Origin of the sequence: Thiomonas sp. 13-64-67 (genome assembly GCF_002282795.1) — a bacterium.
In the GTDB taxonomy this organism is placed as follows: domain Bacteria; phylum Pseudomonadota; class Gammaproteobacteria; order Burkholderiales; family Burkholderiaceae_C; genus Thiomonas; species Thiomonas arsenitoxydans.
In genome coordinates this window covers 32820-55378 of sequence record NZ_NCKP01000008.1, presented here as the reverse complement: position 1 = coordinate 55378, position 22559 = coordinate 32820, and the positions used below count along the sequence as shown (strand labels likewise).

The 22559-nt window shown below is 63.7% G+C and carries 17 protein-coding genes and 1 pseudogene; 14 read left to right on the top strand and 4 right to left on the bottom strand.

Annotated features, from left to right (window positions below; genetic code table 11):
• Window positions 1–42: 42 nt before the first annotated feature.
• A complete protein-coding gene (locus B7X30_RS03535; RefSeq protein WP_286729071.1) occupies window positions 43–546 on the bottom strand; it encodes a hypothetical protein in 504 nt (167 codons plus the stop codon).
• A 219-nt stretch (window positions 547–765) separates the two neighbouring features.
• Between B7X30_RS03535 and B7X30_RS03530 the strand changes: the two genes are divergently transcribed.
• The 3 genes from B7X30_RS03530 (at window position 766) to B7X30_RS03520 (ending at window position 4381) form a co-directional block, all read left to right on the top strand.
• Entirely contained in the window at window positions 766–2280 is a 1515-nt protein-coding gene (locus tag B7X30_RS03530) for a thiamine phosphate synthase (protein ID WP_286729069.1), read from the top strand.
• A gap of 255 nt (window positions 2281–2535) precedes the next feature.
• Window positions 2536–3828, top strand: a complete 1293-nt coding sequence (locus B7X30_RS03525; RefSeq protein WP_286729067.1) for an NAD(P)/FAD-dependent oxidoreductase — start codon at window positions 2536–2538, stop codon at window positions 3826–3828.
• Window positions 3829–3850: 22 nt separating this feature from the next.
• Window positions 3851–4381 (top strand): helical membrane plugin domain-containing protein, encoded by a 531-nt coding sequence (locus B7X30_RS03520; protein ID WP_286729065.1) that lies wholly within the window; start codon window positions 3851–3853, stop codon window positions 4379–4381.
• A 15-nt stretch (window positions 4382–4396) separates the two neighbouring features.
• Here B7X30_RS03520 and B7X30_RS03515 read toward each other — a convergent pair whose 3' ends face one another.
• A complete protein-coding gene (locus tag B7X30_RS03515; protein WP_286729064.1) occupies window positions 4397–6025 on the bottom strand; it encodes a 3-(methylthio)propionyl-CoA ligase in 1629 nt (542 codons plus the stop codon).
• A 117-nt stretch (window positions 6026–6142) separates the two neighbouring features.
• Between B7X30_RS03515 and B7X30_RS03510 the strand changes: the two are divergent.
• Window positions 6143–7160, top strand: a pseudogene (locus B7X30_RS03510) (transporter).
• Window positions 7161–7191: 31 nt separating this feature from the next.
• Here the strand turns inward: B7X30_RS03510 and B7X30_RS03505 are convergent.
• Entirely contained in the window at window positions 7192–7335 is a 144-nt protein-coding gene (locus B7X30_RS03505; RefSeq protein ID WP_286729063.1) for a hypothetical protein, read from the bottom strand.
• A gap of 32 nt (window positions 7336–7367) precedes the next feature.
• Entirely contained in the window at window positions 7368–8177 is an 810-nt protein-coding gene (gene fabI, locus B7X30_RS03500; RefSeq protein WP_286729062.1) for an enoyl-ACP reductase FabI, read from the bottom strand.
• Window positions 8178–8254: 77 nt separating this feature from the next.
• Between fabI and B7X30_RS03495 the strand changes: the two genes are divergently transcribed.
• The 10 genes from B7X30_RS03495 to typA all read left to right on the top strand — a co-directional run bounded on the left by B7X30_RS03495 (window position 8255) and on the right by typA (window position 22520).
• The gene (locus B7X30_RS03495) at window positions 8255–10129 is read left to right on the top strand and encodes an extracellular solute-binding protein (RefSeq protein WP_286729061.1); all 1875 of its coding nucleotides are present in this window, start codon (window positions 8255–8257) and stop codon (window positions 10127–10129) included.
• 35 nt (window positions 10130–10164) lie between these two features.
• Window positions 10165–11184, top strand: a complete 1020-nt coding sequence (locus B7X30_RS03490; RefSeq protein ID WP_465020165.1) for a microcin C ABC transporter permease YejB — start codon at window positions 10165–10167, stop codon at window positions 11182–11184.
• Window positions 11181–12248, top strand: coding sequence for an ABC transporter permease (locus B7X30_RS03485; protein ID WP_286729057.1), 1068 nt, complete (start codon window positions 11181–11183; stop codon window positions 12246–12248). Before B7X30_RS03490 ends, B7X30_RS03485 begins: the two co-directional genes overlap by 4 nt.
• On the top strand, window positions 12245–13858 hold the full coding sequence (locus B7X30_RS03480) for an ABC transporter ATP-binding protein (protein ID WP_286729055.1): 1614 nt from the start codon (window positions 12245–12247) through the stop codon (window positions 13856–13858). Before B7X30_RS03485 ends, B7X30_RS03480 begins: the two co-directional genes overlap by 4 nt.
• Window positions 13859–14210: 352 nt before the next feature.
• Entirely contained in the window at window positions 14211–14786 is a 576-nt protein-coding gene (gene rimP / locus B7X30_RS03475) for a ribosome maturation factor RimP (RefSeq protein ID WP_013122960.1), read from the top strand.
• Window positions 14783–16261 (top strand): transcription termination factor NusA, encoded by a 1479-nt coding sequence (gene nusA, locus B7X30_RS03470; RefSeq protein ID WP_286729053.1) that lies wholly within the window; start codon window positions 14783–14785, stop codon window positions 16259–16261. The genes rimP and nusA overlap by 4 nt, the downstream gene beginning before the upstream one ends.
• A gap of 61 nt (window positions 16262–16322) precedes the next feature.
• Window positions 16323–19244 carry a translation initiation factor IF-2 gene (gene infB, locus B7X30_RS03465; RefSeq protein WP_286729051.1) on the top strand — a complete coding sequence of 974 codons (2922 nt, stop codon included), beginning with the start codon at window positions 16323–16325 and terminating at the stop codon, window positions 19242–19244.
• Window positions 19245–19265: 21 nt separating this feature from the next.
• Window positions 19266–19628, top strand: a complete 363-nt coding sequence (rbfA, locus tag B7X30_RS03460) for a 30S ribosome-binding factor RbfA (RefSeq protein WP_013105626.1) — start codon at window positions 19266–19268, stop codon at window positions 19626–19628.
• A 31-nt stretch (window positions 19629–19659) separates the two neighbouring features.
• On the top strand, window positions 19660–20697 hold the full coding sequence (truB, locus tag B7X30_RS03455) for a tRNA pseudouridine(55) synthase TruB (protein WP_286729049.1): 1038 nt from the start codon (window positions 19660–19662) through the stop codon (window positions 20695–20697).
• Complete coding sequence (typA, locus tag B7X30_RS03450; protein ID WP_286729047.1) at window positions 20694–22520, top strand: translational GTPase TypA; 1827 nt, start codon at window positions 20694–20696, stop codon at window positions 22518–22520. The genes truB and typA overlap by 4 nt, the downstream gene beginning before the upstream one ends.
• Window positions 22521–22559 lie beyond the last annotated feature (39 nt).

Below are 22559 nucleotides of genomic sequence, written 5' to 3'. Positions count from 1 at the left end.
CTGATCAGAGGGCCGCGATGGCCGCCTTATCTCTCGCGGCTTTCAGTGATTGTCGCGTCCGTGACCGTTGCCTGGCCCATGGTCAGGCTCGTATCCGTGCTGTTCCCGGTCATGCCGATCCGGGCCGCGTCCGTGGTCTGGGCGTTGTCCCGGGGGGCCGCCCTCGGGGCGATAACCGGGGCGGGGCGACTCGGCGCGGAAACGCTTCCATTGCGGATCGCGATCGTGGCGATAAGCGCGGTCTTGGGCCCGCTGCCAGTCGCGATCATGGAATTGGTGCAGGCCGGGCGGAATGCGTGCGGCGGGATGCCACGGGCCTCCGTAGTGCGGGCCGGTGTACCAACGTCCACCGCTGTTGTAGTAATAGACGCCGCCAAGGTAGAACAAAGGCTGCGATACCCCAAGCGCGACATAGCCGCTGAATTCGGGGAGCCAAATCATGGTGGGCGGCGCCGCGACGACTACGGGCGGCGGCGCATACACCGGCTGCGGCGCCACATAGACCGGTTGCGGAGGCGGCGTGCCGATGCTGAACTGAATGCTCACCGGGGGGCCATCAGCGTGCGCAGGCAAAGCCCAGACGCAGGCGCTCAGGAGGAGGGCGGGGAATGCGAGATTTGGTTTCATGGGATACCAACGGAGACGATCAGGGAAAGTTGACAAGTGGGTCTTGCCATCGAACTGAAATAGGGGTGCTCAGCTTACAAGACTTGAGCCGTAGCGCAGCTTGCCTACACTGCGGTAAGCAACCGAGAAAACTCCAATATGACGACGACTGCCTATCTCCTCACCATTGACGCCCATGATCCCACGGGGGGCTCGGGCCAAGCGGCCGATCTTGCCACCTGGGCTGCGCTGGGCTGGCGCGGCACGAGCATCACCACGGCGCTGACCGCGCAGAACTCCTACGGCGTGCAGGGCGTGCAGGCTGCGGAGGTGGCTTTGCTGCGCAATAGCCTGCGGACCTTGCTGGCCGACGGCGAGCCCGCCGCAGTGAAAATCGGCATGATCAGCCATGCCGCGGTGGCCGAGGAGGTGGCGCAGTTTGTCGAAGCGCGGCAGTGCCCGGTGGTGTGGGACCCGCAACTGGCTTCAGCGGACGGCTCTCAGCCCTGGGCCCGAGCGCACGGAGGCGGTCTGGCCATGCGTCTGGCACAACGGGCCGACCTCATCACCGCCAACCGCGCGGAGGCCAGCGCCTTGCTCGATCTGCCTGCCTGGGAGATGGGGCCTCCCCCGGCCGCATGGATCAACGCGATTCGCAGCCGCTGGCTGGAAGCGGGGGCGCCGCATTGCGCCGTGGTGGTGAAAGGAGGCAATGCCTGGGGGGCGCATAGCACCGACTGGTACATCACCAGCAGCACGGTGCTGCCGCTCGTCAGCCGCCGCCTGCCGCGCAGTGCGCATGGCTCAGGCAGCGTTCATGCCAGTGTGTGCGCCGCGCGACTGGCCGAGGGCTGGAGCGTGCTCGACGCCGCTGCCGAGGCGCAGTTGCGAGCGCATGCCGGCATCGATCAGGCCATTGCGGCCGGACCGGGCCGGCCGAACACCCGAACCGACGCGCGGGCTGACAGCGACGATCTGCCCTGGCTGCCGTTGCCGGGGCAGTCTGAAGAGGCGCCGCCCGATTTCGCGCGGCTCTCCGGGCAGATCGGGTTTTATCCCGTCGTGCCCGATGCGGACTGGGTGCTGCGTCTGCTGGAGTGGGGCGTGTGCACCATCCAACTGCGCATCAAGGAGCTAGAGGGCGCGGTCTTGCGCATGCAGATTCGCGAAGCCGTGCAGGCGGCGCGAGAGGTGCCGGGCACGCAGTTATTCATCAACGACCACTGGCGCGAAGCTATCGAGGCGGGCGCCTATGGCGTGCACCTCGGGCAGGACGATGTGCATACCGCCGACCTGCCCGCCATCCACACGGCCGGGCTGCGTCTGGGTCTGAGCACTCATACCCCGGCCGAGATCGCCCGTGCGCATGCGCTTCGGCCCTCCTATATTGCGCTCGGCCCGGTCTTTCCCACCACGCTAAAGGCCATGCCCTATCGCCCGCTGGGCCTGGAGCGCCTGACTCAGTGGCGGCAGTGGTTGTCCCCGCGCTACCCGGTGGTGGCCATCGGCGGCATCAGCCTGGGGCAAATGTCGGCTGTGCGGGCCACCGGGGTATCCGGCGCGGCGGTGGTCAGCGCGGTGACGCAGGCGGTCAACCCGCGCCTGGCCGTGCGCGAGGCCCTGCACATCTGGCCGGCCTGCGCTGACGAAGCCGTGGCGCAGGCGATGGTTTGAAGCGCAAAGTTTTAAGAGTTGACGCCTGAAAAATGAAGTCTTGCTGAAATTCGGCGTTTGGTTACCACCGTTCTGTGAAAGGTCGTCGCGGGCGTAAATGGATGCAATAAACGAGATGTTTGGTTTGAATTGACATACTCGCTGGACTATGGTTTGTGCAGGTCGGTTGTCGCACAGGTGTCTTGGTGTGGTGAATTCGGCCACCGGGGTTGGGCTCTCTTTCCCCGGATCCACAACTCACTTGAGGAGAACGCCATGAGTGCAGCAAAACCACGGGTCTTGATTCTGGGCGGCAATTTCGCGGGCCTGGGCAGTGCGCAGGAAATTCGCAAGTACGCGGGCGACAGTGTGGATATCACGGTCATCGACCGCAAACCCTACCTGTTGTACGTCCCCAATATTCCGGCGGAGGTATTCGAGAACCGCAACCCGCAGCTCACCATGACCATGGACATCCTGGAGCCGCTGCACGACATTGGCGCGCGCTTCATCCAGGGCGAAGTCACCGCGCTCGATGTGGATGCCAAGCGCGTGGACTATGTGCCCAGCGAGCGACCCGGCGCAGCGCCCACATCCACGACCTACGACTATCTGGTGGTGGCTTTGGGCAATCGGCTGGCGTTCGACAAGATCGAGGGCTTCGCGCAGTTCGGCCACACCGTCACCGACAACACCTACGGCGAGGCGCTGCGCCAGTATCTGATGCACGACTACAAGGGCGGGCCGATCGCCATAGGCTCGGCGCGCTTCACCCAGGGCGATGGCGCCAAGGGACTGGAGCCGTATCCCGGCGGCAGCATTCCTGCAGCCGAGGCCGCGTGCGAAGGCCCGCCGGTCGAAACCATGCTGGCCTGCGCCACCTGGCTAGGACAAAACGGCAAGGGCGGGCCGGACAAGATCACCGTGTTCACCCCGGCGGCGTTGATCGCCGAAGACGCTGGCGAGAAAGTGGTCGGTCAGTTGCTCGACATCGCCAGCGGCATGGGTTTTCACTACATGAACAAGACGAAGGACATCAAGCGGCTGACCAAGGAGGGCGTGGAATTCGCCAACGGTCAGTCGGTCGAGGCCGAGTTGAAAATCATTTTCCCCGACTGGACGCCGCACGCCTTCCTCAAAGGCTTGCCGATCAGCGACAGCGAGGGCTTCATCATCACCGATTTGCTGATGCGCAACCCAAAATATCCCACGGTCTTTGCTGCGGGAGATTGCGCCGCCGCCACGCTGCCCAAGCTCGGCGCCATTGGCCACCAGCAGGCTGAAATCGTCGGCAAGCAAATTGCCAAAGACATGAAGCGGCTCACGGCCGAGCAGGCCGATGGCAAGCTCCAGCCAGTGGTGTATTGCATTGGCGACATTGGCAACAACCAGGCCTTCTACATCCGCTCCAACTCATGGTTCGGCGGCGACACCCAGGTGCTCAAGCTCGGTCACATTCCCTATCTGCTGAAGATGCAGTACAAGAATCTGTTCTTCCGCTCCAAAGGCAAGATGCCGCCGTGGGGCCTGGACGCCGCCTGCATCATGGCCGAAAAAGTAGCGGCTTGAGCCAGCGCAACGGGAGACCACCATGGACATGACCGATACCTCGAAGGCGACCGCGGCCGCCCCTCCACTCAACCCGACGCAATGGGCCGCGCTAGGCCGTATGGCCGACCGCTATGCACAGGCCGAAGAACTGGGCAGTTTTGCGGTGAAAAACCTCGGCGGCGAAATGACCGAAGCGGTGCTCACGCTCACTGAACTGGTGCAAGACCCCAAGCTGCTGCCAGCCGTGCGTGAGCTGCTCGCCACCCTCGTCACCCTCTACGAAGTGGGCGCTTTGCGGCAATTGCGCGATAACGCCATCCTCGCGGCAGAGGGGCTGCGCGACACCGACCTCAACGCCACCATGACGCAGATGCTCAAGCTGCCCGACAGAATCAGCGCCGTGATCGATCAGGCCAGTCAAGCCTCCGACGACAAACACCTCGGCGGCTTTGGCGGCCTGATGCACATGCTGCGCGACAAGGAGGTGCAGCACGGCATCCAAACCCTGGCCCGCATGGCGGGGGCGCTGAACAACAACGACCCTGACCGCAAGGGAGCTGCGGGGCATTGAAGCCCGAGTCTTACCTCAGGCTTGCGGGGACGCGGTCAATTCAGCGCGCAGGCGGTTTTTTAGAATCTTGCCGGTGGCGCCCAAGGGAATGGCCGGTACGAAGACCACGTCGTCCGGGATCATCCATTTGGCCACCTTGCCTTCGTAGAACGCCAGCAGCTCGTCGCGCTCCAGCGTGTTGCCTTCGCGCTTGACCACGACCAGCAGCGGCCGTTCGTCCCACTTCGGGTCGGGGCGGGCGATGCAGGCGGCCATGGCCACGGCAGGGTGGGCCATGGCGATGTTTTCCAGTTCGATGGAGCTGATCCATTCGCCGCCGGACTTGATCACGTCCTTGGTGCGGTCGGTGATCTGGATATAGCCGTCGGCGTCGATGGTGACGACGTCGCCGGTCGGAAACCAGCCGTCCTGCAAGGGGCTGGGCGCCTCGCTGCGGTAGTAGTCGCTCGCAATCCACGGCCCGCGCACTAGCAGGTTGCCGGTGGATTTTCCGTCCCACGGCAGGTCGGCGCCGTTGCCGTCTACCACGCGTACATCCACCCCGAAAATCGGCCGCCCCTGCTTGACCTGAATGGAAAATTGCGATGCTTTATCCAGTGCCAGGTGTTTGTTTTTCAGGCTGCACAAGGTGCCCAGCGGGCTCATTTCGGTCATGCCCCAGGCGTGCAGCACGTGAATGCCGAGTTCCTCTTCGAAGGCGCGGATCATGGCCGGGGCGGCGGCCGCGCCGCCGATCACCGTGCGCTGCAAGCTGGGAATTCTGACTTTGTTGTCGCGCATGAAATTGAGCAGTCCGAGCCAGACGGTGGGCACGCCGGCGGCCAGGGTCACGCCCTCGTCGCGCATTAGTTCGAACAGCGATTTGCCGTCGAGCGCCGGGCCGGGGAACACCAGCTTGGCGCCGGTCAGCGCCGCCGCGTAGGGAATGCCCCAGGCGTTGACGTGGAACATGGGCACCACGGGCAACACGCTATCGCGCGCCGACAGGTTCATCACATCGGGCAGGGCTGCGGCGTAGGCGTGCAGCACGGTGGAGCGGTGGCTGTAGAGCACGCCCTTCGGGTTGCCGGTGGTGCCGCTGGTGTAGCACAGCGAGGAGGCAGTGTTTTCGTCGAACACGGGCCAGGCGTAGCGGGTGGGTTGCGCTGCGAGCAATGCGTCGTAGCTCAGCACCCCGGGAATGGCCTCGGCCAGATCGGCGGGCAGGGCGCCAGCTTCGCACAGCGCCACCCAGTGTTTCACCCCAGGGCAATGCGCGGCGATGGCCTTGGCAATGGGGGCGAAGGTGAGATCGAAGCACACCATGCGGTCGTCGGCATGGTTGATGATCCACGCAATCTGCTCGGGGTGCAGCCGGGGGTTGAGGGTGTGCAAAATGCGCTCGCTGCCCGATACGCCGTAATACAGCTCGAAGTGCCGGTAGCCATTCCAGGCGAGGGTGCCCACGCGGTCTTGCGCCGTCAGCCCCAGCGCGTCGAGCGCGTTGGCGCACTGGGCGGCGCGCTGCTGCACTTGGGCATAAGTGGTGCGGTGAACATCGCCCTCTACCCGGCGAGAGACGATTTCGGTGTCGCCGTGATAGCGTGCAGCGAAATCGAGCAACCCGGAAATCATCAGCGGATGGTTTTGCATCAGTCCCAGCATGGCAGTCTCCTGTTGTGTGATGTTTACCAATTGTTGCACTGCCGGGCTGGGAGGTGCATGACAGGGTATTCACTGGAGTTTGCGATCATTGCGTCTGCCACTCTCGCCACCCTGCCCATGACCGTTCCCGTTTCTGTTTTTGCACCTGGCCAATCCGGCTTGATCTGCGGCTATCTGTTCGATGCACAGGGGCGCGGCCAAGCGCTGGATCTGTACCAAGCCGAGCGTTGGTTCGGTGATGCGGCGCCGACGGACGGGGAGCCTTTCGTCTGGCTGCATTTCAACGCGGCCAATGTCACCGCTGAAAAGTGGTTGCTGGCGAACCTGCCGCATGCCGCGCATTGCTTCGAGACCCTGCGAGGGGGTGCGTTCCACCCGGCTGGAAGTGGTGGATCAGGCGCTGGTGGCCGTGGTCAACGACGTGGTGTACGACTTCACACAGCGCGAATCGCTGCAGGTCTCCACCCTTTGGATGAGTGTGGAGCGGCGCCGGGTCATCAGCGTGCGCATGCAGCCGCTGCGGGCCATCGACCGCCTGCGAATCGCGGTCAAGGCGGGCGAGACGTTTTCCTCGCCGCTGTCGCTGGTCGATCATCTATTGCGCGATCAGGCTGATGAACTCATCGCCATTCTGCGCGGCGCCGCGAGCAAGGTTGATGCCATCGAAGATCAGCTGCTCGCCGGCCGCCTGGGCCGGCGCCGGGTGCAACTCGGTGCGCTGCGCCGCAATCTGTTGCGGCTGCAACGCCTACTGGCGCCTGAACCGGCGGCCATGTTCCGCCTGCTCAGCCGTCCGCCCCATAGCCTCGGGCCGCAGGACTGGGAGGAGCTGCGGCATTCCACCGAGGAGTTCTCGGTGGTGCTGCGCGATCTCGTGGCGCAGCAGGAGCGCATCAAACTGTTGCAGGAAGAAATCGCCGCCAGCATTGAAGAACGCACCGGGCGCACTCTGTTCGTGCTCACCGCGGTGACGGTGGTGGCGTTGCCGATGAATGTGATCGCCGGCCTGTTCGGTATGAACGTGGGCGGCATTCCCTTCGCGGAAGACAAGGCCGGGTTCTGGACCATGGTGGCCGTGGTGCTGACGGCCTCCGGCTTGCTGGCGTGGCTGCTGTTTCGTCAGCGAGACGACTGACCTCTTTAGCGCGTCACTTCGACCAGCCGAATTAGGCGTTTGCGCCCGCGAGATAGTCAGGCACGCCGCTTGCCCCGGCGATGGACTGGGATTCAGTCCGTTTGCCGCAAGCGGTGAGAAGGAGTGCCGCAGAGATGGCGCCAAAGCACAGCACGGGAACGATTCGTGTCCGCATGGCCCATCCTCCTTCCACGCCTGGCGTGTGACTTACTCGCCCAGAGCGGCCATGCCGCCGACCACGGCGTGCATGCCGGCATCGACGTGCAGAATCTCCGCGGTGATGCCGGCCGCCAGATCGGACAGCAAAAAGGCCGAGGCGTTGCCGACCTGCTGGGTGTCCACATTGCGGCGCAGCGGGGCGTTGGCCTCGTTGAACTTGAGCATCTTGCCGAAATCGGCAATGCCCGAGGCGGCCAGGGTTTTGATCGGCCCGGCGCTCACGCCGTTCACCCGCATGCCGCGCGGACCCAGCGACTCGGCCATGAAGCGCACCGTGGCTTCGAGTGCGGCCTTGGCCACGCCCATGGTGTTGTAGTTGGGTACCACGCGCTCTGCACCCAGATAGGTCATGGTGATGAGCGAAGGCATCTGGCCCGCTTCCACCGATTTGCTCAGCAGCGGCAACGCGGCCTTGGCCAGCGCGGGGAAGGAATAGGCCGAGATGTCGTGGGCGATGCGGAATCCTTCGCGAGAAAGGCCGTCCATGAAGTCGCCGGCAATTGCCTCGCGCGGTGCGAAGCCGATGGAATGCACCAGCCCGTCGAGTTGCGGCCAATGGGCCGCCAAGCCGCTGAAGGTGGCGTCGATCTGGGCGTCGTCGCCCACGTCGCAGTCGAATACCAGGGTGCTGCCGAACTCGGCGGCGAATTCGGTGATGCGCTGCTTGAAGCGTTCGCCCACATAGGTGAACGCCAACTCGGCGCCCTCACGGTGGCAGGCCTGGGCGATGCCGTAGGCGATGGAACGGTTGGACAGCAGGCCGGTGATGAGAATGCGTTTGCCTTGAAGGAATGCCATGATGGGGCGCTTTCGGTTGTGATGCAGTCTTGCGGGGGTTTGCCACGCAGCCGTGGCAAGTCATGCAGAATTCTCGCATGGCACACGCCCTGTCCCGTCCGCTATCTCCCGCCCGCCGCCGCTTGCTGCAAAGCCTGCCGCTGGGCTTGTTTTCGTTTGGGGCGGCGTGGGCGAGTCAGCGGGAACAACAGCCGGAACAACCGGCCTACGCGCTGTACGACCAGCCGAAGTATCCGCCCGGATTCGCCTATTTCGACTACGTCAATCCGCAAGCGCCGGTCGGCGGCAGCCTGGTGCTCACGCCGTCCACCATGGGCGGCAGTTTCGACAAGCTCAACCCCTTCACCCTCAAAGGCAACGCCGCGCCGGGGCTGAACACCCTGGTGTTCGAGACCCTGATGACCGCCAGTTGGGACGAACCCAACACCGTCTACGGTCTGCTGGCCGACGATATTGCCGTGGCGGCAGACGGGCTTTCAGTGCAGTTTCACCTCAACCCGCTGGCGCGGTTTTCCAACGGCGACTCCGTGACCGCGCACGACGTGGCCTACAGCTACAACACCCTCGTCAGCAGCGCGGCCGCGCCGCAGTTCGCCAGTATCTACGCCGACGTGGCCAACGTGGCCGCGCTGGATGAGCGTCAGGTGCGCTTTACCTTCAAGCGGCGCAATCACGAGCTGCCCATTTTGCTCGCGGGCCTGCCGGTGTTTTCGCCCAAGTGGGCGGGCCAGCGCGCGTTCAACGAAGTAATCGACACGCCCATCGCCAGCGGCCCCTACCGCATCGCCCGCACCTCGCAGCAGCGCGACATCACCTACGTCCGCCGCAGCGACTACTGGGGCTGGCATTTGCCCACCCGTCGCGGGCAGTTCAATTTTTCCGAGGTGAGCTACAAGCTTTATCTCGACGGCACGGCGCGGCTCGAAGCCTTCAAGGCGGGGGAGTACGACCTGCTGCAGGAGTTCATCGCCCGCAACTGGGCGCGGCAGTATCGCGGCCCGAAGTTCGACAGCGGCGCGCTGAAAAAACTGGAGCTGCCCAATCACAATCCAGCCGGGTTCCAAGGCTTCGTGGTCAACCTGCGCCGCCCGCAGTTTCAGGACGTTCGGGTGCGCCAGGCACTGGCGCTGGCGCTCGACTTCCAGTGGCTCAACCGCATGCTGTTCTACGGCGCGTACAAACGCATCGAAGGCTATTTCGCCAATTCGCCGTTCGACGCGCATGGCGCGCCGGGGCCGGATGAACTGGCCTTGCTGGAGCCGCTGCGCGCCAAGTTGCCGCCGCAGGCCTTCGGCGCCTTGCCGAGCATGCCATCGACGGCCCTGCCGAACAGTCTGCGCGGCAATCTGCTCAAGGCGCGCGCACTACTGGAGCAGGCCGGCTGGCACTGGCGCGATGGTGCGCTACGCAATGCCAAGGGGCAGCCGTTGGTGATCGATTACCTCGATAGCCAGGGTTCGATGTCGCGCATCATCTCGGTTTATTCGCAGGCGCTGCAACGGCTGGGCATCACGCTCAACTATCGCCTGGTGGATTTCGCGCTGTACCAGCAGCGCATGGACAATTTCGACTTCGACATGACCACCATCCGCTACGGCGGCAGTACCAGCCCGGGCAACGAGTTGTTCGACCGCTTCGGCTCGCGCGCAGCTTCGGTGCAGGGCTCGGACAATGTCTGGGGCCTGCGCGATCCGGCCGTCGATGCGTTGATCGAGCGCGTCGTGGCGGCCACCTCCATGCAGGCGCTGCAAACGGCCTGCCGCGCGCTTGATCGCGTGCTGGTCTGCGGCTGGTATTCGGTGCCGCAGTGGTACAGCGACACCTTCCGCGTGGCGATTGCCGCACACAAATTTTCCTGGCCGAAGACCTTGCCGCTGTACTACCAGCCAGAAGGCTGGGCAGTGCAATGCTGGTGGGCTGATGCCAAACCCGCTTCCGGAGCGCCGAGGTGAATCTCTGGGCCTATATCTTCAAGCGCGTACTGCTGATGATTCCCACCCTGCTGGGCGTGCTCACCCTCACCTTCATCGTGGTGCAGTTCGTCCCCGGCGGGCCGGTGGAGCAGATGGTGTCGCAACTGCGCGGCAAGGAAGGCGGTACGGCAGGTGAAGCCGCCACGGCGCAAGGCATTTACCGCGGTGCGCAGGGCATCTCGCCCAAGCAACTCGCCGAGCTGCGCCAGCTCTACGGTTTCGACAAACCGCCGCTGCAGCGCTACCTCGACATGCTGTGGCAGTTTGCGCATTTCGACCTCGGCCGCAGCTATTACCACCACGAAGCGGTGTGGACGCTGATCAAAGAGCGGCTGCCGGTCTCCATTTCTCTGGGGTTGTGGAATTTTTTGCTCACCTATCTGATTTCCATTCCACTGGGCATCGCCAAGGCGGTGCGGCATGGCAGCCGCTTCGATGTGTCCACCAGCATTGCGGTGCTGGTGGGCTACGCCATTCCATGCTTCGTGCTGGGCGTGCTGCTGCTGGTGCTGTTTGCGGGTGGCACCTGGCTGCAATGGTTTCCGCTGCGCGGGCTGGTGTCCGACGGCTGGTCGCAATTCAGCCTGTGGCACAAGATCACCGACTACCTGTGGCACATCACCTTGCCGGTGTTGGCCGCTACCGCGGGCAGCTTTGCCATCATCACCATGCTGACCAAGAACGCGTTTCTGGAGGAAATCCGCAAGCAATATGTGCTGACCGCGCGCGCCAAAGGGCTGAGCGAGCGCACCGTGCTGTGGCGGCATGTGCTGCGCAATGCGCTGGTGCCGTTGGTGACGGGCTTCCCCGCGGCTTTCATCGGTGCGTTCTTCGCCAGCTCGCTGCTGATCGAGACCCTGTTCTCGCTGCCGGGGCTGGGACTGCTGTCTTATGAAGCCGTGATGCGGCGCGACTATCCGGTGGTGATGGGCTCGCTCTATCTCTTCACCCTGATCGGACTGTTCACCAAACTGATCGCCGACCTGAGCTATGTCTGGGTCGATCCGCGCATCCAGTTCGGAGCGCTGCGGTGAGCGCTGCCGCGCTGGCGCAGGCGCAGCCCGCGCGCCATCCCTTTTTCACGCAGGGATGGGCGCGGTTCAAGGCGCATCGCCTGGGGCGCTGGAGCCTGTGGCTATTCCTGCTGCTGTTCGGCCTGAGTCTGCTCGCGCCCGTGATCAGCAACGACAAACCGCTGCTGGTGCGCTATGACGGACGGTTTTATCTGCCGCTGCTGCACAGCTATCCCGAAACCACGTTTGGCGGCGACTTCCACACGCCGACCGACTATCTCGACCCCTACATTCGCGCCAAGCTGTCGGCCCCCGGAAATTTCGCGCTCTATCCCCCCATTCCCTACAGCGCCACCACCATCGACTACTTCGCGCAGCGGCCTTTTCCCTCTTCGCCCTCAGCGCGACATTGGCTGGGCACCGACGATCGCGGGCGTGACGTGTTGGCGCGGCTGATCTACGGCTTCCGGCTTTCGGTGCTGTTCGCGCTGGCGCTGACGGTCACGGGCACGCTGCTGGGCCTGCTCATCGGCGCCGTGCAGGGCTATTTCGGCGGGCGCATCGATCTGTCGGTACAGCGGCTGATGGAGGTCTGGGGATCGATGCCTGAGCTGTATCTGCTGATCATTTTTTCGGCGGTGTTCGCTCCCGGCCTGGCCTTGCTGCTGGTGCTGCTGTCGCTGTTCGGTTGGATGGGGCTGGCCGACTATGTGCGCGCCGAGTTTTTGCGCAACCGGCAGATGGACTATGTGCGCGCCGCGCAGGCGCTGGGGCTGTCGCACGCGCGCATCATGTGGCGGCACATCCTGCCCAACAGCCTGACGCCGGTGGTCACCTTTCTGCCGTTTCGCATGAGTGGGGCGCTGCTGGCGCTCACCAGTCTGGACTTTCTCGGTCTGGGCGTTCCGCCGCCCACGCCCAGTCTGGGCGAACTGCTGGCGCAGGGCAAGGCCAACCTGGATGCGTGGTGGATTTCAGCGGCAGCTTTCGGCGCGCTGGTGAGCATTCTTTTGCTGCTGACCTTCATCGGTGAGGCGCTGCGCGACGCCCTGGACCCCCGGCACACTGGCGCGGGCCGGGGATGAGCGACATGCCTTCAACCCCTTTGCTCAAAGTACGCAATCTGCAGGTGCGTTTTGGCGCCCAAACCGTGGTGCATGGCGTCGATCTCGACATCGCCGCGGGCGAAAAAGTCGCGCTCGTCGGCGAATCCGGCTCGGGCAAGACCGTCTCGGCGCTGGCCTTGCTGCGTCTGCTGGACGGGGCGCAACAGACCGGCAGTGTGATGTTCGACGGGCGCGAACTCTCCACACTGAGCGAGCGCCAGATGCGCGGTCTGCGCGGCAAAGACATCGCCATGATCTTTCAGGAGCCGATGACCGCGCTCAACCCGCTACATCCGGTCGGACGGCAGATTGCCGAGGTGCTGGAGCTGCACGAGGCGCTGTCGCGTCGCGCGGCTTGGGCGCGGGCCGTGGAGTTGCTGGGGCAGATGGGCATCGACCAGCCCGCGCGGCGTGCGGCGGACTATCCGCATCAGCTCTCCGGCGGCCAGAGGCAGCGGGTAATGATTGCCATGGCGCTGGCTTGCCGCCCCCGCCTGCTGCTGGCCGACGAGCCCACCACCGCGCTCGACGTAACCGTGCGCCGCCAGATTCTCGATCTGCTCGACGCCTTGCAGGCCGAGTACGGCCTGGCCTTGCTGTTCATCACCCACGACCTTCATCTGGTGCGGCGCTACGCGCACCGCGTGGCCGTGATGCAGCAGGGCAGGGTGGTGGAGGCCGGAACGGTTTCCGCAGTGTTCGCCGCGCCTCAGCACCCCTATACGCAAATGCTGCTGCGCAGCCGCCCGCGCCGCCTCGTGCAGGAGTCCGAAAAAAATGCAGCGCCGCCGCTCACCGTGCTTCAGGCGCGGGCGCTGAGGGTGCGCTTCGCCCAAAACAGCGGTTTCTGGCGCAAACACTGGCACACCGTGCTGCAGGACATTTCGCTGGAATTGCCCGCAGGGCAGACCTTGGGCGTGGTGGGCGAATCGGGCAGCGGCAAATCGACCCTCGCGCTCGCACTGCTCGGTCTGCTGCGCCGACAGGGCGGGGAGGTGAGTCTGCTGGGACGCGATCCGGCCCGGTTGTCCGCTGCTGCGCTGCGCCCCTTGCGCGCGCAGGCGCAAATCGTGTTCCAGGACCCGTTTTCCAGTCTGTCGCCACGGCGCACTGTGGCGCAGATCGTCGAAGAGGGTCTGGAAATTCATCGCCCCGAGTGGAATGCCGTGCAACGTCGCGAGCGCGCCCAGCAGATTCTGGCAGAAGTCGGCTTGCCGCTTTCTCCGGCCGAAATGCAACGCTATCCGCACGCATTTTCAGGTGGGCAACGCCAGCGCATCGCGATCGCGCGGGCCTTGATTCTGGAGCCCAAGGTGCTCATCCTCGACGAGCCGACCAGCGCACTCGACGTCTCTGTGCAGCAGCAGGTACTTGATCTTCTCGCTGCATTGCAGCAAAGGCACGGACTGGCCTATGTGCTCATCAGCCACGATCTGTCGGTCATTGTCGCGCTGTCGCACCGTGTGCTAGTGCTGCACCAGGGAAAGGTGGTCGAACAAGGGCCGACAGACGCCGTGCTGCGTGCGCCACGCCAGCCCTACACCCAGGCCTTGCTCGCAGCATCCGATCTGGGCGAAGAAGTGCGCTGATGGATAGCGCATAGTGTGAGCAGCCGAGCCGCGTTATTGCCAAAAAGTTCCTTCCTCTCTACAATCCACTTTTTTGCTGACCGCAAGAAAATTTCCGAGAATTTCAGACTCAGGCTTTGTCAGACTTTATCTGATGGGGCATAGAGGGCGCAGTTCAGAGCGCAGTTTTCAAAGAAAAAGTAGTCAAAGAGCAGTCGCTTGGCAGTGGCAGAACACCGGGAGAGCGCAGTGTGCGGGCCCGACCACAGCAGTGAGCAAAAACTGGGCGACGTCATCGCCCTTTTTTTTTGCTTGCGCGGCGGGCGATTGACGAGATTTGCGGTCAGGTGATGAACGGAATATTGGCAAACGCATGAGTGCAGCACAGGCAATCGATACGGCAGTCACCAGTCTTGGACTGGAACTCGTGGAGGTGGAACACCTTCCGCGCGGCTTGCTGCGCGTGACCATCGATCATGCCGACGGCGCCCCGGTGACGGTGGAAGACTGCGAGCGGGTGACCCGTCAGTTGCAGTATGTGTTTGAAGTGGAAAACGTGGACTACGGTCGTCTGGAGGTGTCGTCTCCCGGCTTGGACCGTCCTCTGCGCAAGGCAGAAGATTTTGTGCGATTTGCCGGGTTGGAGATCGACGTCGTTCTTCGCGTGCCGTTTCAGGGCCGCAAGAAGTACCGCGGCGTTTTGCTCGAGCGCTCGCAAGACGACGAGCCGGGGCGTTTTTCCGTCGCCTTGTCGCCGCCTGAGGTGGGTGCAAAAGGTAAAGGCAAAGGCAAACCTGGCGCCGCGAACAAAAAGCCGAAAGCTGTCGGAGCGCCTGTCGCTCCCAAGGCAGAAGAGCAGGACGTGTTGTCCGTCATGAATTTCAGTCTGGCCGAGGTGCGCGATGTGCGCCTGGTGCCTGTTGTCGATTTTGGGAGTGGTCGAAAATGAGTCGCGAGATTTTGATGTTGGTGGACGCCCTGGCGCGTGAAAAGAATGTCGATCGCGATGTCGTCTTCGGCGCCGTCGAGGCCGCGCTGGCCTCCGCAACCAAGCGTCTGTACGAAGGCGAGGCGGATGTGCGCGTGCAGATCGACCGCAATACCGGCGAATACGAAAGCTTCCGTCGCTGGCATGTGGTGCCAGACGAAGCCGGGCTGCAGTTGCCCGACAGCGAAACTCTGCTGTTCGAAGCGCGGGAACAGATTCCCGATATCGAAGTGGGCGACTACATCGAGGAACCGATCGAGAGCATCGCCTTCGGCCGAATCGGCGCGCAAGCGGCCAAGCAGGTCATTCTGCAGAAAATCCGTGATGCCGAGCGCGAGCAGATCCTCAATGATTTCCTGGCCCGCAACGACAAGATTTTCAACGGCTCGGTCAAGCGCCTCGACAAGGGCGACCTCATCATCGAATCGGGCAAGGTCGATGCGCGACTGCGCCGAAGCGATCTGATCCCGAAGGAAAACCTGCGGGTGGGTGACCGGGTGCGCGCGGTGATTACCAAGATCGACCGCACCGCCCGCGGCCCGCAGATCGAAATCTCGCGCACCGCGCCGGAATTCATGATCGAGTTGTTCCGACTGGAAGTGCCCGAGATCGAGCAGGGCCTGATGGAAATCAAGTCGTGCGCCCGTGAGCCGGGAGTTCGCGCCAAGATTGCGGTGGTGTCGCACGACCGCCGTGTCGATCCCATCGGCACCTGCGTGGGCATTCGCGGCTCGCGCGTCACCGCGGTGACCAATGAACTCGGCGGCGAACGGGTCGATATCGTGCTCTGGTCGGAAGATCCGGCTCAGTTCGTCATCGGCGCGCTGGCGCCGGCGAATGTTTCGTCCATCGTGGTGGACGAAGAAAAGCACGCCATGGATGTGGCTGTGGACGAGGAAAATCTGGCGCTGGCCATCGGCCGCACCGGGCAGAACGTGCGGCTGGCCTCCGAGTTGACGGGGTGGAAGATCAATATTCTCAGCGCCGAAGAGTCCGACGCCCGCAACACCAAGGAAACGCAGAAAATGCGCAGCCTGTTCGTCGAAAAGCTCGACGTCGATCAGGAAGTGGCTGACATTCTCATTGCCGAGGGGTTCACCAGCCTCGAAGAACTGGCCTACGTGCCGATCAACGAAATGCTGGAGATCGAGGCCTTCGATGAAGACACGGTCAATGAACTGCGCGAACGCGCCCGCAATGCCTTGCTCACGCAGGAAATCGCGCGCGAGCAGAAGCTCGATGAAGTCGATCCGGCGCTCAAGGCGCTCGATGGCCTGAGCGCAGACGAGCTGGCCCTGCTGGCCGAAGCCGGTGTGCTCACCCTTGACGATCTGGGCGATCTGGCGACCGACGAGCTCACCGGCATTCTCCGCACCGACGAGGCCCGGGCCGCCGACCTCATTCTGAAGGCGCGTGCGCACTGGTTCGACGCCTGAACCCCTCCGAACCTGTCGCCCGCACTTCACACGTTTCAAGCCGTACTAGGACACACCATCAATGGCCAGTCATACCGTCTCACAACTCGCTGCAGAACTCGGCAAACCCTTGAACCTCTTGCAGGAACAACTGCAACAGGCGGGAGTCGGAGCGCGCGCGGCAGACGACGTCATCAGTGAGGCCGACAAGGCCCGCCTGCTCGAGCACTTGCGCGCGGCGCATGGCGGTGCAGCTGGCGGCGAGCGCAAAAAAATCACCCTGACCCGCAAGCAGACCAGCGAGATCAAGCAGGCGGACGCCACGGGCAAGGCGCGCACCATTCACGTGGAAGTGCGCAAAAAGCGTGTGTTCGTCAAGCGCGACGAATCCGCACCGGTTGCCGAGGCGTCGGCTGCACCCGAGCCGAACGAGCCGGTGGTGGATGATGCCGAACTCCAACGCCGCGAGGCCGAGGCGCAGCGTCAGGCCGATTTGCTCGCGCGCCAGGCCGAAGAGTTGGCTGCGCAGCGCGCAGCCGAGCAGGAACGTCGGGCTGCCCAGGAGCGCCAGGAGCAGCAAGCCCGTGAGCAGGCCGAGCGCGAGGCTCAGGCGGCCCGCGAGGCTGCAGCCAAGTCGCAACAGCCCGCGACCGTGACGGCCGAGCCGACCGCGCAAATACAAGATAAGCAAGACAAGGAACCGTCGCAAGCGAGCGAGGCGGCAGCCTCGGCTTTGGCGAGTTCGCAGGCCGCTGCTGCCGAGCGCGCCGCAGCGCAGAAGAAGCAGGACGCCGAAGAAACCGCCAAACTGGCGCAGATCGAAAAGCGCCGCAAGGCTGCCGAGGCGGAAGCCGCCGCCATTCGCGACATGATGGCCCGCCCGCGCACGGTGATGCGCGCCGAGAAACCTGCGATCAAGACGGCCGAGGCAGCTCCCGTCAGCGGCACCATCAAGGGCACGATCCACAAACCGGCGGCGGGTGCAGCCAAGACGGCCGGGGCCAGTGCCACGGCCGCGCCGGGTACTGCGGCGAAGAAGGACGACAAGCAGATCAAGTCGGAAAAGCTGTCGTCCTCCTGGGCGGACGACGCGGCGAAAAAGCGCGGTGCGTCGATCAAACCCCGCGGCAATCCCACCGGAGCGCCGGGTGGCTGGCGCGGCCCGAAAACGACGGGTGGGCGTCGCGGCGGACGTAATGATCGGGGCGGTGAGCAGCCTGTGCAGGCAGCGCCTGCCGAGATGATCGTGCGCGAGGTGCATGTGCCCGAGACCATTACCGTGGCCGAATTGGCGCACAAGATGTCGGTGAAGGCCGCCGAGGTCATCAAGAGCCTGATGAAGCTGGGACAGATGGTGACCATCAACCAGGTGCTCGATCAGGAAACCGCGATGATCGTGGTCGAGGAACTCGGCCATACCGCCGTTGCCGCCAAGCTCGACGATCCCGAAAACTTCCTGACGGAAGACGGCGAAGGCGCGATGGCCGACGCGGAACAATTTCCGCGAGCGCCGGTGGTCACGGTCATGGGTCACGTCGACCACGGCAAGACTTCGCTGCTCGACTACATCCGCCGCGCCAAAGTGGCGGCAGGCGAGGCCGGCGGCATTACGCAGCACATCGGCGCCTATCACGTCCAAACGCCACGCGGCATCATCACCTTCCTCGACACCCCGGGTCACGAAGCCTTCACGGCCATGCGAGCGCGTGGCGCGAAGGCGACCGATATCGTCATTCTGGTGGTGGCCGCAGACGACGGTGTGATGCCGCAGACCAAGGAAGCGATCGCCCACGCCAAGGCGGCAGGCGTGCCCTTGGTGGTGGCGCTCAACAAAATCGACAAGCCGGGGGCCAACCCCGATCGCGTCCGCCAGGAACTGATTGCCGAGAGCGTGGTGCCCGAGGAATACGGCGGCGACTCGCCCTTCGTGCCCGTGTCTGCCAAGACCGGCGAAGGCATAGATAGTCTGCTTGAACAAATTCTGCTGCAGGCCGAAGTGCTGGAGCTCAAGGCCCCGATTGACGCCCCAGCCAAAGGGCTGGTGATCGAATCGCGCCTCGACAAAGGCCGTGGTCCCGTGGCCACCATCCTGGTGCAGTCGGGCACGCTCAAGCGCGGTGACGTGGTGCTCGCCGGGGCCGCATTCGGCCGCGTGCGCGCCATGCTCGACGAGTTGGGCAAGCCGGTGACCGAGGCTGGGCCGTCCATCCCGGTGGAAATTCAAGGTTTGACCGAAGTGCCCAGTGCCGGTGAAGAAATCATGGTGCTGCTTGATGAGCGCAAGGCGCGCGAAATTGCGCTGTTCCGCCAGGGCAAGTACCGCGATGTCAAGCTAGCCCGCCAGCAGGCCGCCAAGCTCGAAAACATGTTCGAGCAATTGAACGAAGGCGCGCAAAACCTGCCGCTCATCATCAAGGCCGACGTGCAGGGTTCGCAAGAAGCGCTCATCCATGCGCTCACCAAGCTCTCCACCTCCGAAATCAAGGTGCAAGTGGTGCATGCGGCGGTCGGCGGCATTTCCGAGAGCGACGTGAATCTGGCCATCGCCTCGAATGCGGTGATCATCGGCTTCAACACCCGCGCCGATGCTGGAGCGCGCAAACTGGCCGAGAACAACGGCATCGACATCCGCTACTACAACATCATTTACGAGGCGGTCGACGAGATCAAGGCGGCCATGTCTGGCATGCTCACGCCGGACAAGAAGGAAGAGACTCTGGGTCTGGTCGAAATTCGCCAGGTGTTCCGCATCCCGAAGGTGGGCGCGGTGGCCGGCTGTATGGTGTTGTCGGGTCTGGTGCGCCGCTCCGCGCAGGTGCGCGTGTTGCGCAACAACGTGGTCATTCACACCGGCGAGCTCGATTCGCTCAAGCGCTTCAAGGACGATGCGCGCGAAGTCAAGGAAGGCTTCGAGTGCGGCCTCTCGTTGAAGAACTACCAGGACATCGAAGAGGGTGATCAGCTCGAAGTCTTCGAGATCAAGGACGTGGCGCGCACCCTGTAATGGGCCAGCAGCCAGACTGAGATGAAGCGCGCAACGCCCAACCGCACCCAGCGTATCGCTGACCAGATCCAGCGCGATCTGGCCGAACTGATTCAGCGCGAGCTGCGCAACCCGCAGCTCGGGCTGGTGACACTCACCGATGTGCAGCTCACGCCCGACTACGCCCACGCCAAGGTTTACTTCAGCGTGATCGGCGCCGAGCCAGACACTGCGCGCCAGATCTTGAGCGACAAAGCCGGGTATCTGCATAGCCTGCTGTTCAAGCGCCTTCAGATCCACACCGTGCCTACGCTGCACTTTCTGTTCGATCCGACCACCGAGAAGGCGGCGGAGATGGACGGGCTGATCCGCCAGGCCTTGGCGCAACAGGCCAAAGACGATTGACCCGGCGTGCCGCGCCCGGGTTTTGACCACCATGAATGTCCAGAAAACGCCTTGGGAGGCGGTCAACGGCGTGCTCCTACTGAACAAGCCCCGCGGGTTGACCTCGCAGCAGGCTTTGTTTCGCGTGCGCCGCAGGCTGCGCGCCGTGAAGGCCGGGCATGGCGGCACGCTCGATCCTCTGGCCGACGGTCTGTTGATGCTTTGCTTCGGCGCCGCGACCAAGTTCGCCCAGCGTCACCTCGAAGCCGACAAACGCTATGTGGCTGTACTGCAACTGGGCGTGCGCACGACGACCGATGACGCCGAAGGCGAAATCGTCGAACGCCGTGCCGTAGAGGTGAGCCGGTCGCAGGTCGATGCCGTTCTGCCGCGGTTCATCGGCGCCATCAGCCAGACGCCGCCGGTGTATAGCGCGCTCAAGCGCGACGGAAAGCCGCTTTACGCCTATGCCAGGGCGGGCGAGACCGTCGAGGTGGCGGCCCGCACGGTGCAAATTCACTCGATGGACGTGTTGTCGCTGCAAAACGATCAACTGGCGCTGACCGTGCATTGCGGCAAGGGCACATACATTCGCGCGCTGGCGCGTGACATCGGTGAGGCGCTAGGCTGTGGCGCGCATCTGGCGGCACTGACGCGCACGGCAAGCGGCGGTTTTTCGCTGGAACAGGCGTTGACGCTCGACGAGGCCGAAGCGCTGGCCCCTGCCGATCTGCGCAGAAGGCTGCTGCCGACCGGCGTGCTGCTGCAATCTTCGCCGCGCCAGAATCTCGACCTTGCCTTGGCCCAGCGGTTTTTGCACGGTGCTCGTCTGAGTGGTTTGGCGCCGGATGAACCTGTAGTGCCGGGCGAAGACGTACGGGTTTACGGACCGCTAGCGGCGGGCCAGGACGCCGTGCTGCTGGGCATCGGCGCCTGGGAGCAAGGCGCGGAGTCGGTTGTGTTATCGCCGCGCCGCCTGCTTTGCTCCGACGAACTCGCCCCTGCCAGAGCTTTTGCGATACCGCCACCCATTTCACAACCCCGAACCGAATCTCTCCCCGAATCTTTCCATCAGGACGCAACACCATGAGCAAATCCATCCGCAATATCGCCATCATCGCCCACGTCGACCATGGCAAGACCACCATGGTCGACCAGCTGCTGCGTCAGTCGGGCACCTTCGCCGAACACGAAAAAGTCGTGGATACGGTGATGGACAACAACGCCATCGAACGCGAGCGCGGCATCACCATTCTGGCGAAGAACTGCGCGGTGAGCTGGGAAGGTACGCACATCAACATCGTCGACACCCCGGGCCACGCCGACTTCGGCGGTGAAGTCGAGCGCGCGCTGAGCATGGTCGATGGCGTGGTGCTGCTGATCGATGCCCAGGAAGGCCCGATGCCGCAGACGCGCTTCGTCACCAAAAAAGCGCTGGCCCTGGGGCTCAGGCCTATTGTGGTGGTCAACAAGGTGGACAAGCCGGGCGCCAAGCCCGATGCGGTGGTGAATGCCGCGTTCGATCTGTTCGACAAGCTGGGCGCCACCGACGAGCAGCTCGACTTTCCCGTGGTCTATGCCTCGGGCATCAACGGCTGGACTTCGCTGGAAGAGGGCGAGCCGGGCCAGCAATGGGGCCCGGACATGTCCGCCCTGTTCAACACCATTCTCAAGCATGTGCCGCCGCATAGCGGCGACGCGGCAGCGCCGCTTCAACTGCAGATTTCGGCGCTGGACTACAACAGCTTCGTCGGTCGCATCGGCGTGGGCCGCATCAATGCCGGCACGATCAAACCCGGCATGGATGTGCTGGTGATGGAAGGGCCGGAGGGCAACTCGTTCAAGGGCCGTGTCAATCAGGTGCTGACCTTCCAGGGACTCGACCGCGTGCAGGTGACCGAGGCGGGCCCGGGCGACATCGTGCTGATCAACGGCATTGCCGACATCGGCATTGGCGTGACCGTCACGGATCCGCTCAACCCGGCGCCGCTACCCATGCTCAAGGTGGACGAACCGACGCTGACCATGAACTTCTGCGTCAACACCAGCCCTCTGGCCGGCCGAGAAGGCAAGTACGTCACCAGCCGCCAGATCTGGGATCGGCTGCAAAAAGAATTGCAGAGCAATGTGGCGCTGCGGGTGAAGGAGACCGACGAAGACGGCGTTTTCGAAGTCTCGGGCCGCGGCGAACTGCACTTGACGATTCTGCTGGAAAACATGCGCCGCGAAGGTTACGAACTGGCGGTGTCCAAGCCGCGTGTGGTGTTCAAGGACGTGGACGGCGTGCGCCATGAGCCGATCGAGTTGGTGACCGCTGACATCGAAGAGCAGCACCAGGGCGGCGTGATGCAGGCGCTGGGTGAGCGCAAGGGTGAGCTGGTCAATATGGAGCCGGACGGCCGCGGCCGTGTGCGCCTCGAATACCGTATTCCGGCGCGTGGCCTGATCGGTTTCACCAATGAATTCCTCAACCTGACCCGTGGCTCGGGCCTGATCTCCAATATTTTCGACGGCTACGAGCCGCACAAGGGCGAGATCGCCGGACGCAAGAACGGCGTGCTCATCTCCATGGACGATGGTGAAATCTTCACCTACGCGCTGGGCAAGCTCGATGACCGCGGCCGCATGTTCGTCAAGGCAGGTGATCCGGTTTACGAAGGCATGATCGTGGGCATACACAGCCGCGACAACGATCTGGTGGTCAACGCCACCCGGACCAAACAGCTGACCAACTTCCGCGTGTCCGGCAAGGAAGATGCGATCAAGGTCACGCCGCCTATCGACCTGAATCTGGAATATGGCGTCGAGTTCATCGAAGACGACGAACTGGTCGAAATCACCCCCAAGAGCGTGCGCCTGCGCAAACGCTATCTGACCGAACAAGAGCGCAAGCGCGCCGGTCGCTCGGCCTGAGTCTGCTCTGAATCCCGCCCCGAATCCCGCTCTACACCC

What these genes read in the sequence shown, in the direction of transcription:
- B7X30_RS03495 (WP_286729061.1), top strand. Translation starts at nt 8,255, where the DNA reads ATGGCACACGCCCTGTCCCGTCCGCTATCTCCCGCCCGCCGCCGCTTG.
- rimP (WP_013122960.1), top strand. Translation starts at nt 14,211, where the DNA reads ATGAGTGCAGCACAGGCAATCGATACGGCAGTCACCAGTCTTGGACTG.
- B7X30_RS03530 (WP_286729069.1), top strand. Translation starts at nt 766, where the DNA reads ATGACGACGACTGCCTATCTCCTCACCATTGACGCCCATGATCCCACG.
- nusA (WP_286729053.1), top strand. Translation starts at nt 14,783, where the DNA reads ATGAGTCGCGAGATTTTGATGTTGGTGGACGCCCTGGCGCGTGAAAAG.
- B7X30_RS03520 (WP_286729065.1), top strand. Translation starts at nt 3,851, where the DNA reads ATGGACATGACCGATACCTCGAAGGCGACCGCGGCCGCCCCTCCACTC.
- B7X30_RS03505 (WP_286729063.1), bottom strand. Translation starts at nt 7,335, where the DNA reads ATGCGGACACGAATCGTTCCCGTGCTGTGCTTTGGCGCCATCTCTGCG.
- fabI (WP_286729062.1), bottom strand. Translation starts at nt 8,177, where the DNA reads ATGGCATTCCTTCAAGGCAAACGCATTCTCATCACCGGCCTGCTGTCC.
- infB (WP_286729051.1), top strand. Translation starts at nt 16,323, where the DNA reads ATGGCCAGTCATACCGTCTCACAACTCGCTGCAGAACTCGGCAAACCC.
- truB (WP_286729049.1), top strand. Translation starts at nt 19,660, where the DNA reads ATGAATGTCCAGAAAACGCCTTGGGAGGCGGTCAACGGCGTGCTCCTA.
- B7X30_RS03515 (WP_286729064.1), bottom strand. Translation starts at nt 6,025, where the DNA reads ATGCTGGGACTGATGCAAAACCATCCGCTGATGATTTCCGGGTTGCTC.
- B7X30_RS03490 (WP_465020165.1), top strand. Translation starts at nt 10,165, where the DNA reads ATGATTCCCACCCTGCTGGGCGTGCTCACCCTCACCTTCATCGTGGTG.
- typA (WP_286729047.1), top strand. Translation starts at nt 20,694, where the DNA reads ATGAGCAAATCCATCCGCAATATCGCCATCATCGCCCACGTCGACCAT.
- rbfA (WP_013105626.1), top strand. Translation starts at nt 19,266, where the DNA reads ATGAAGCGCGCAACGCCCAACCGCACCCAGCGTATCGCTGACCAGATC.
- B7X30_RS03480 (WP_286729055.1), top strand. Translation starts at nt 12,245, where the DNA reads ATGAGCGACATGCCTTCAACCCCTTTGCTCAAAGTACGCAATCTGCAG.
- B7X30_RS03525 (WP_286729067.1), top strand. Translation starts at nt 2,536, where the DNA reads ATGAGTGCAGCAAAACCACGGGTCTTGATTCTGGGCGGCAATTTCGCG.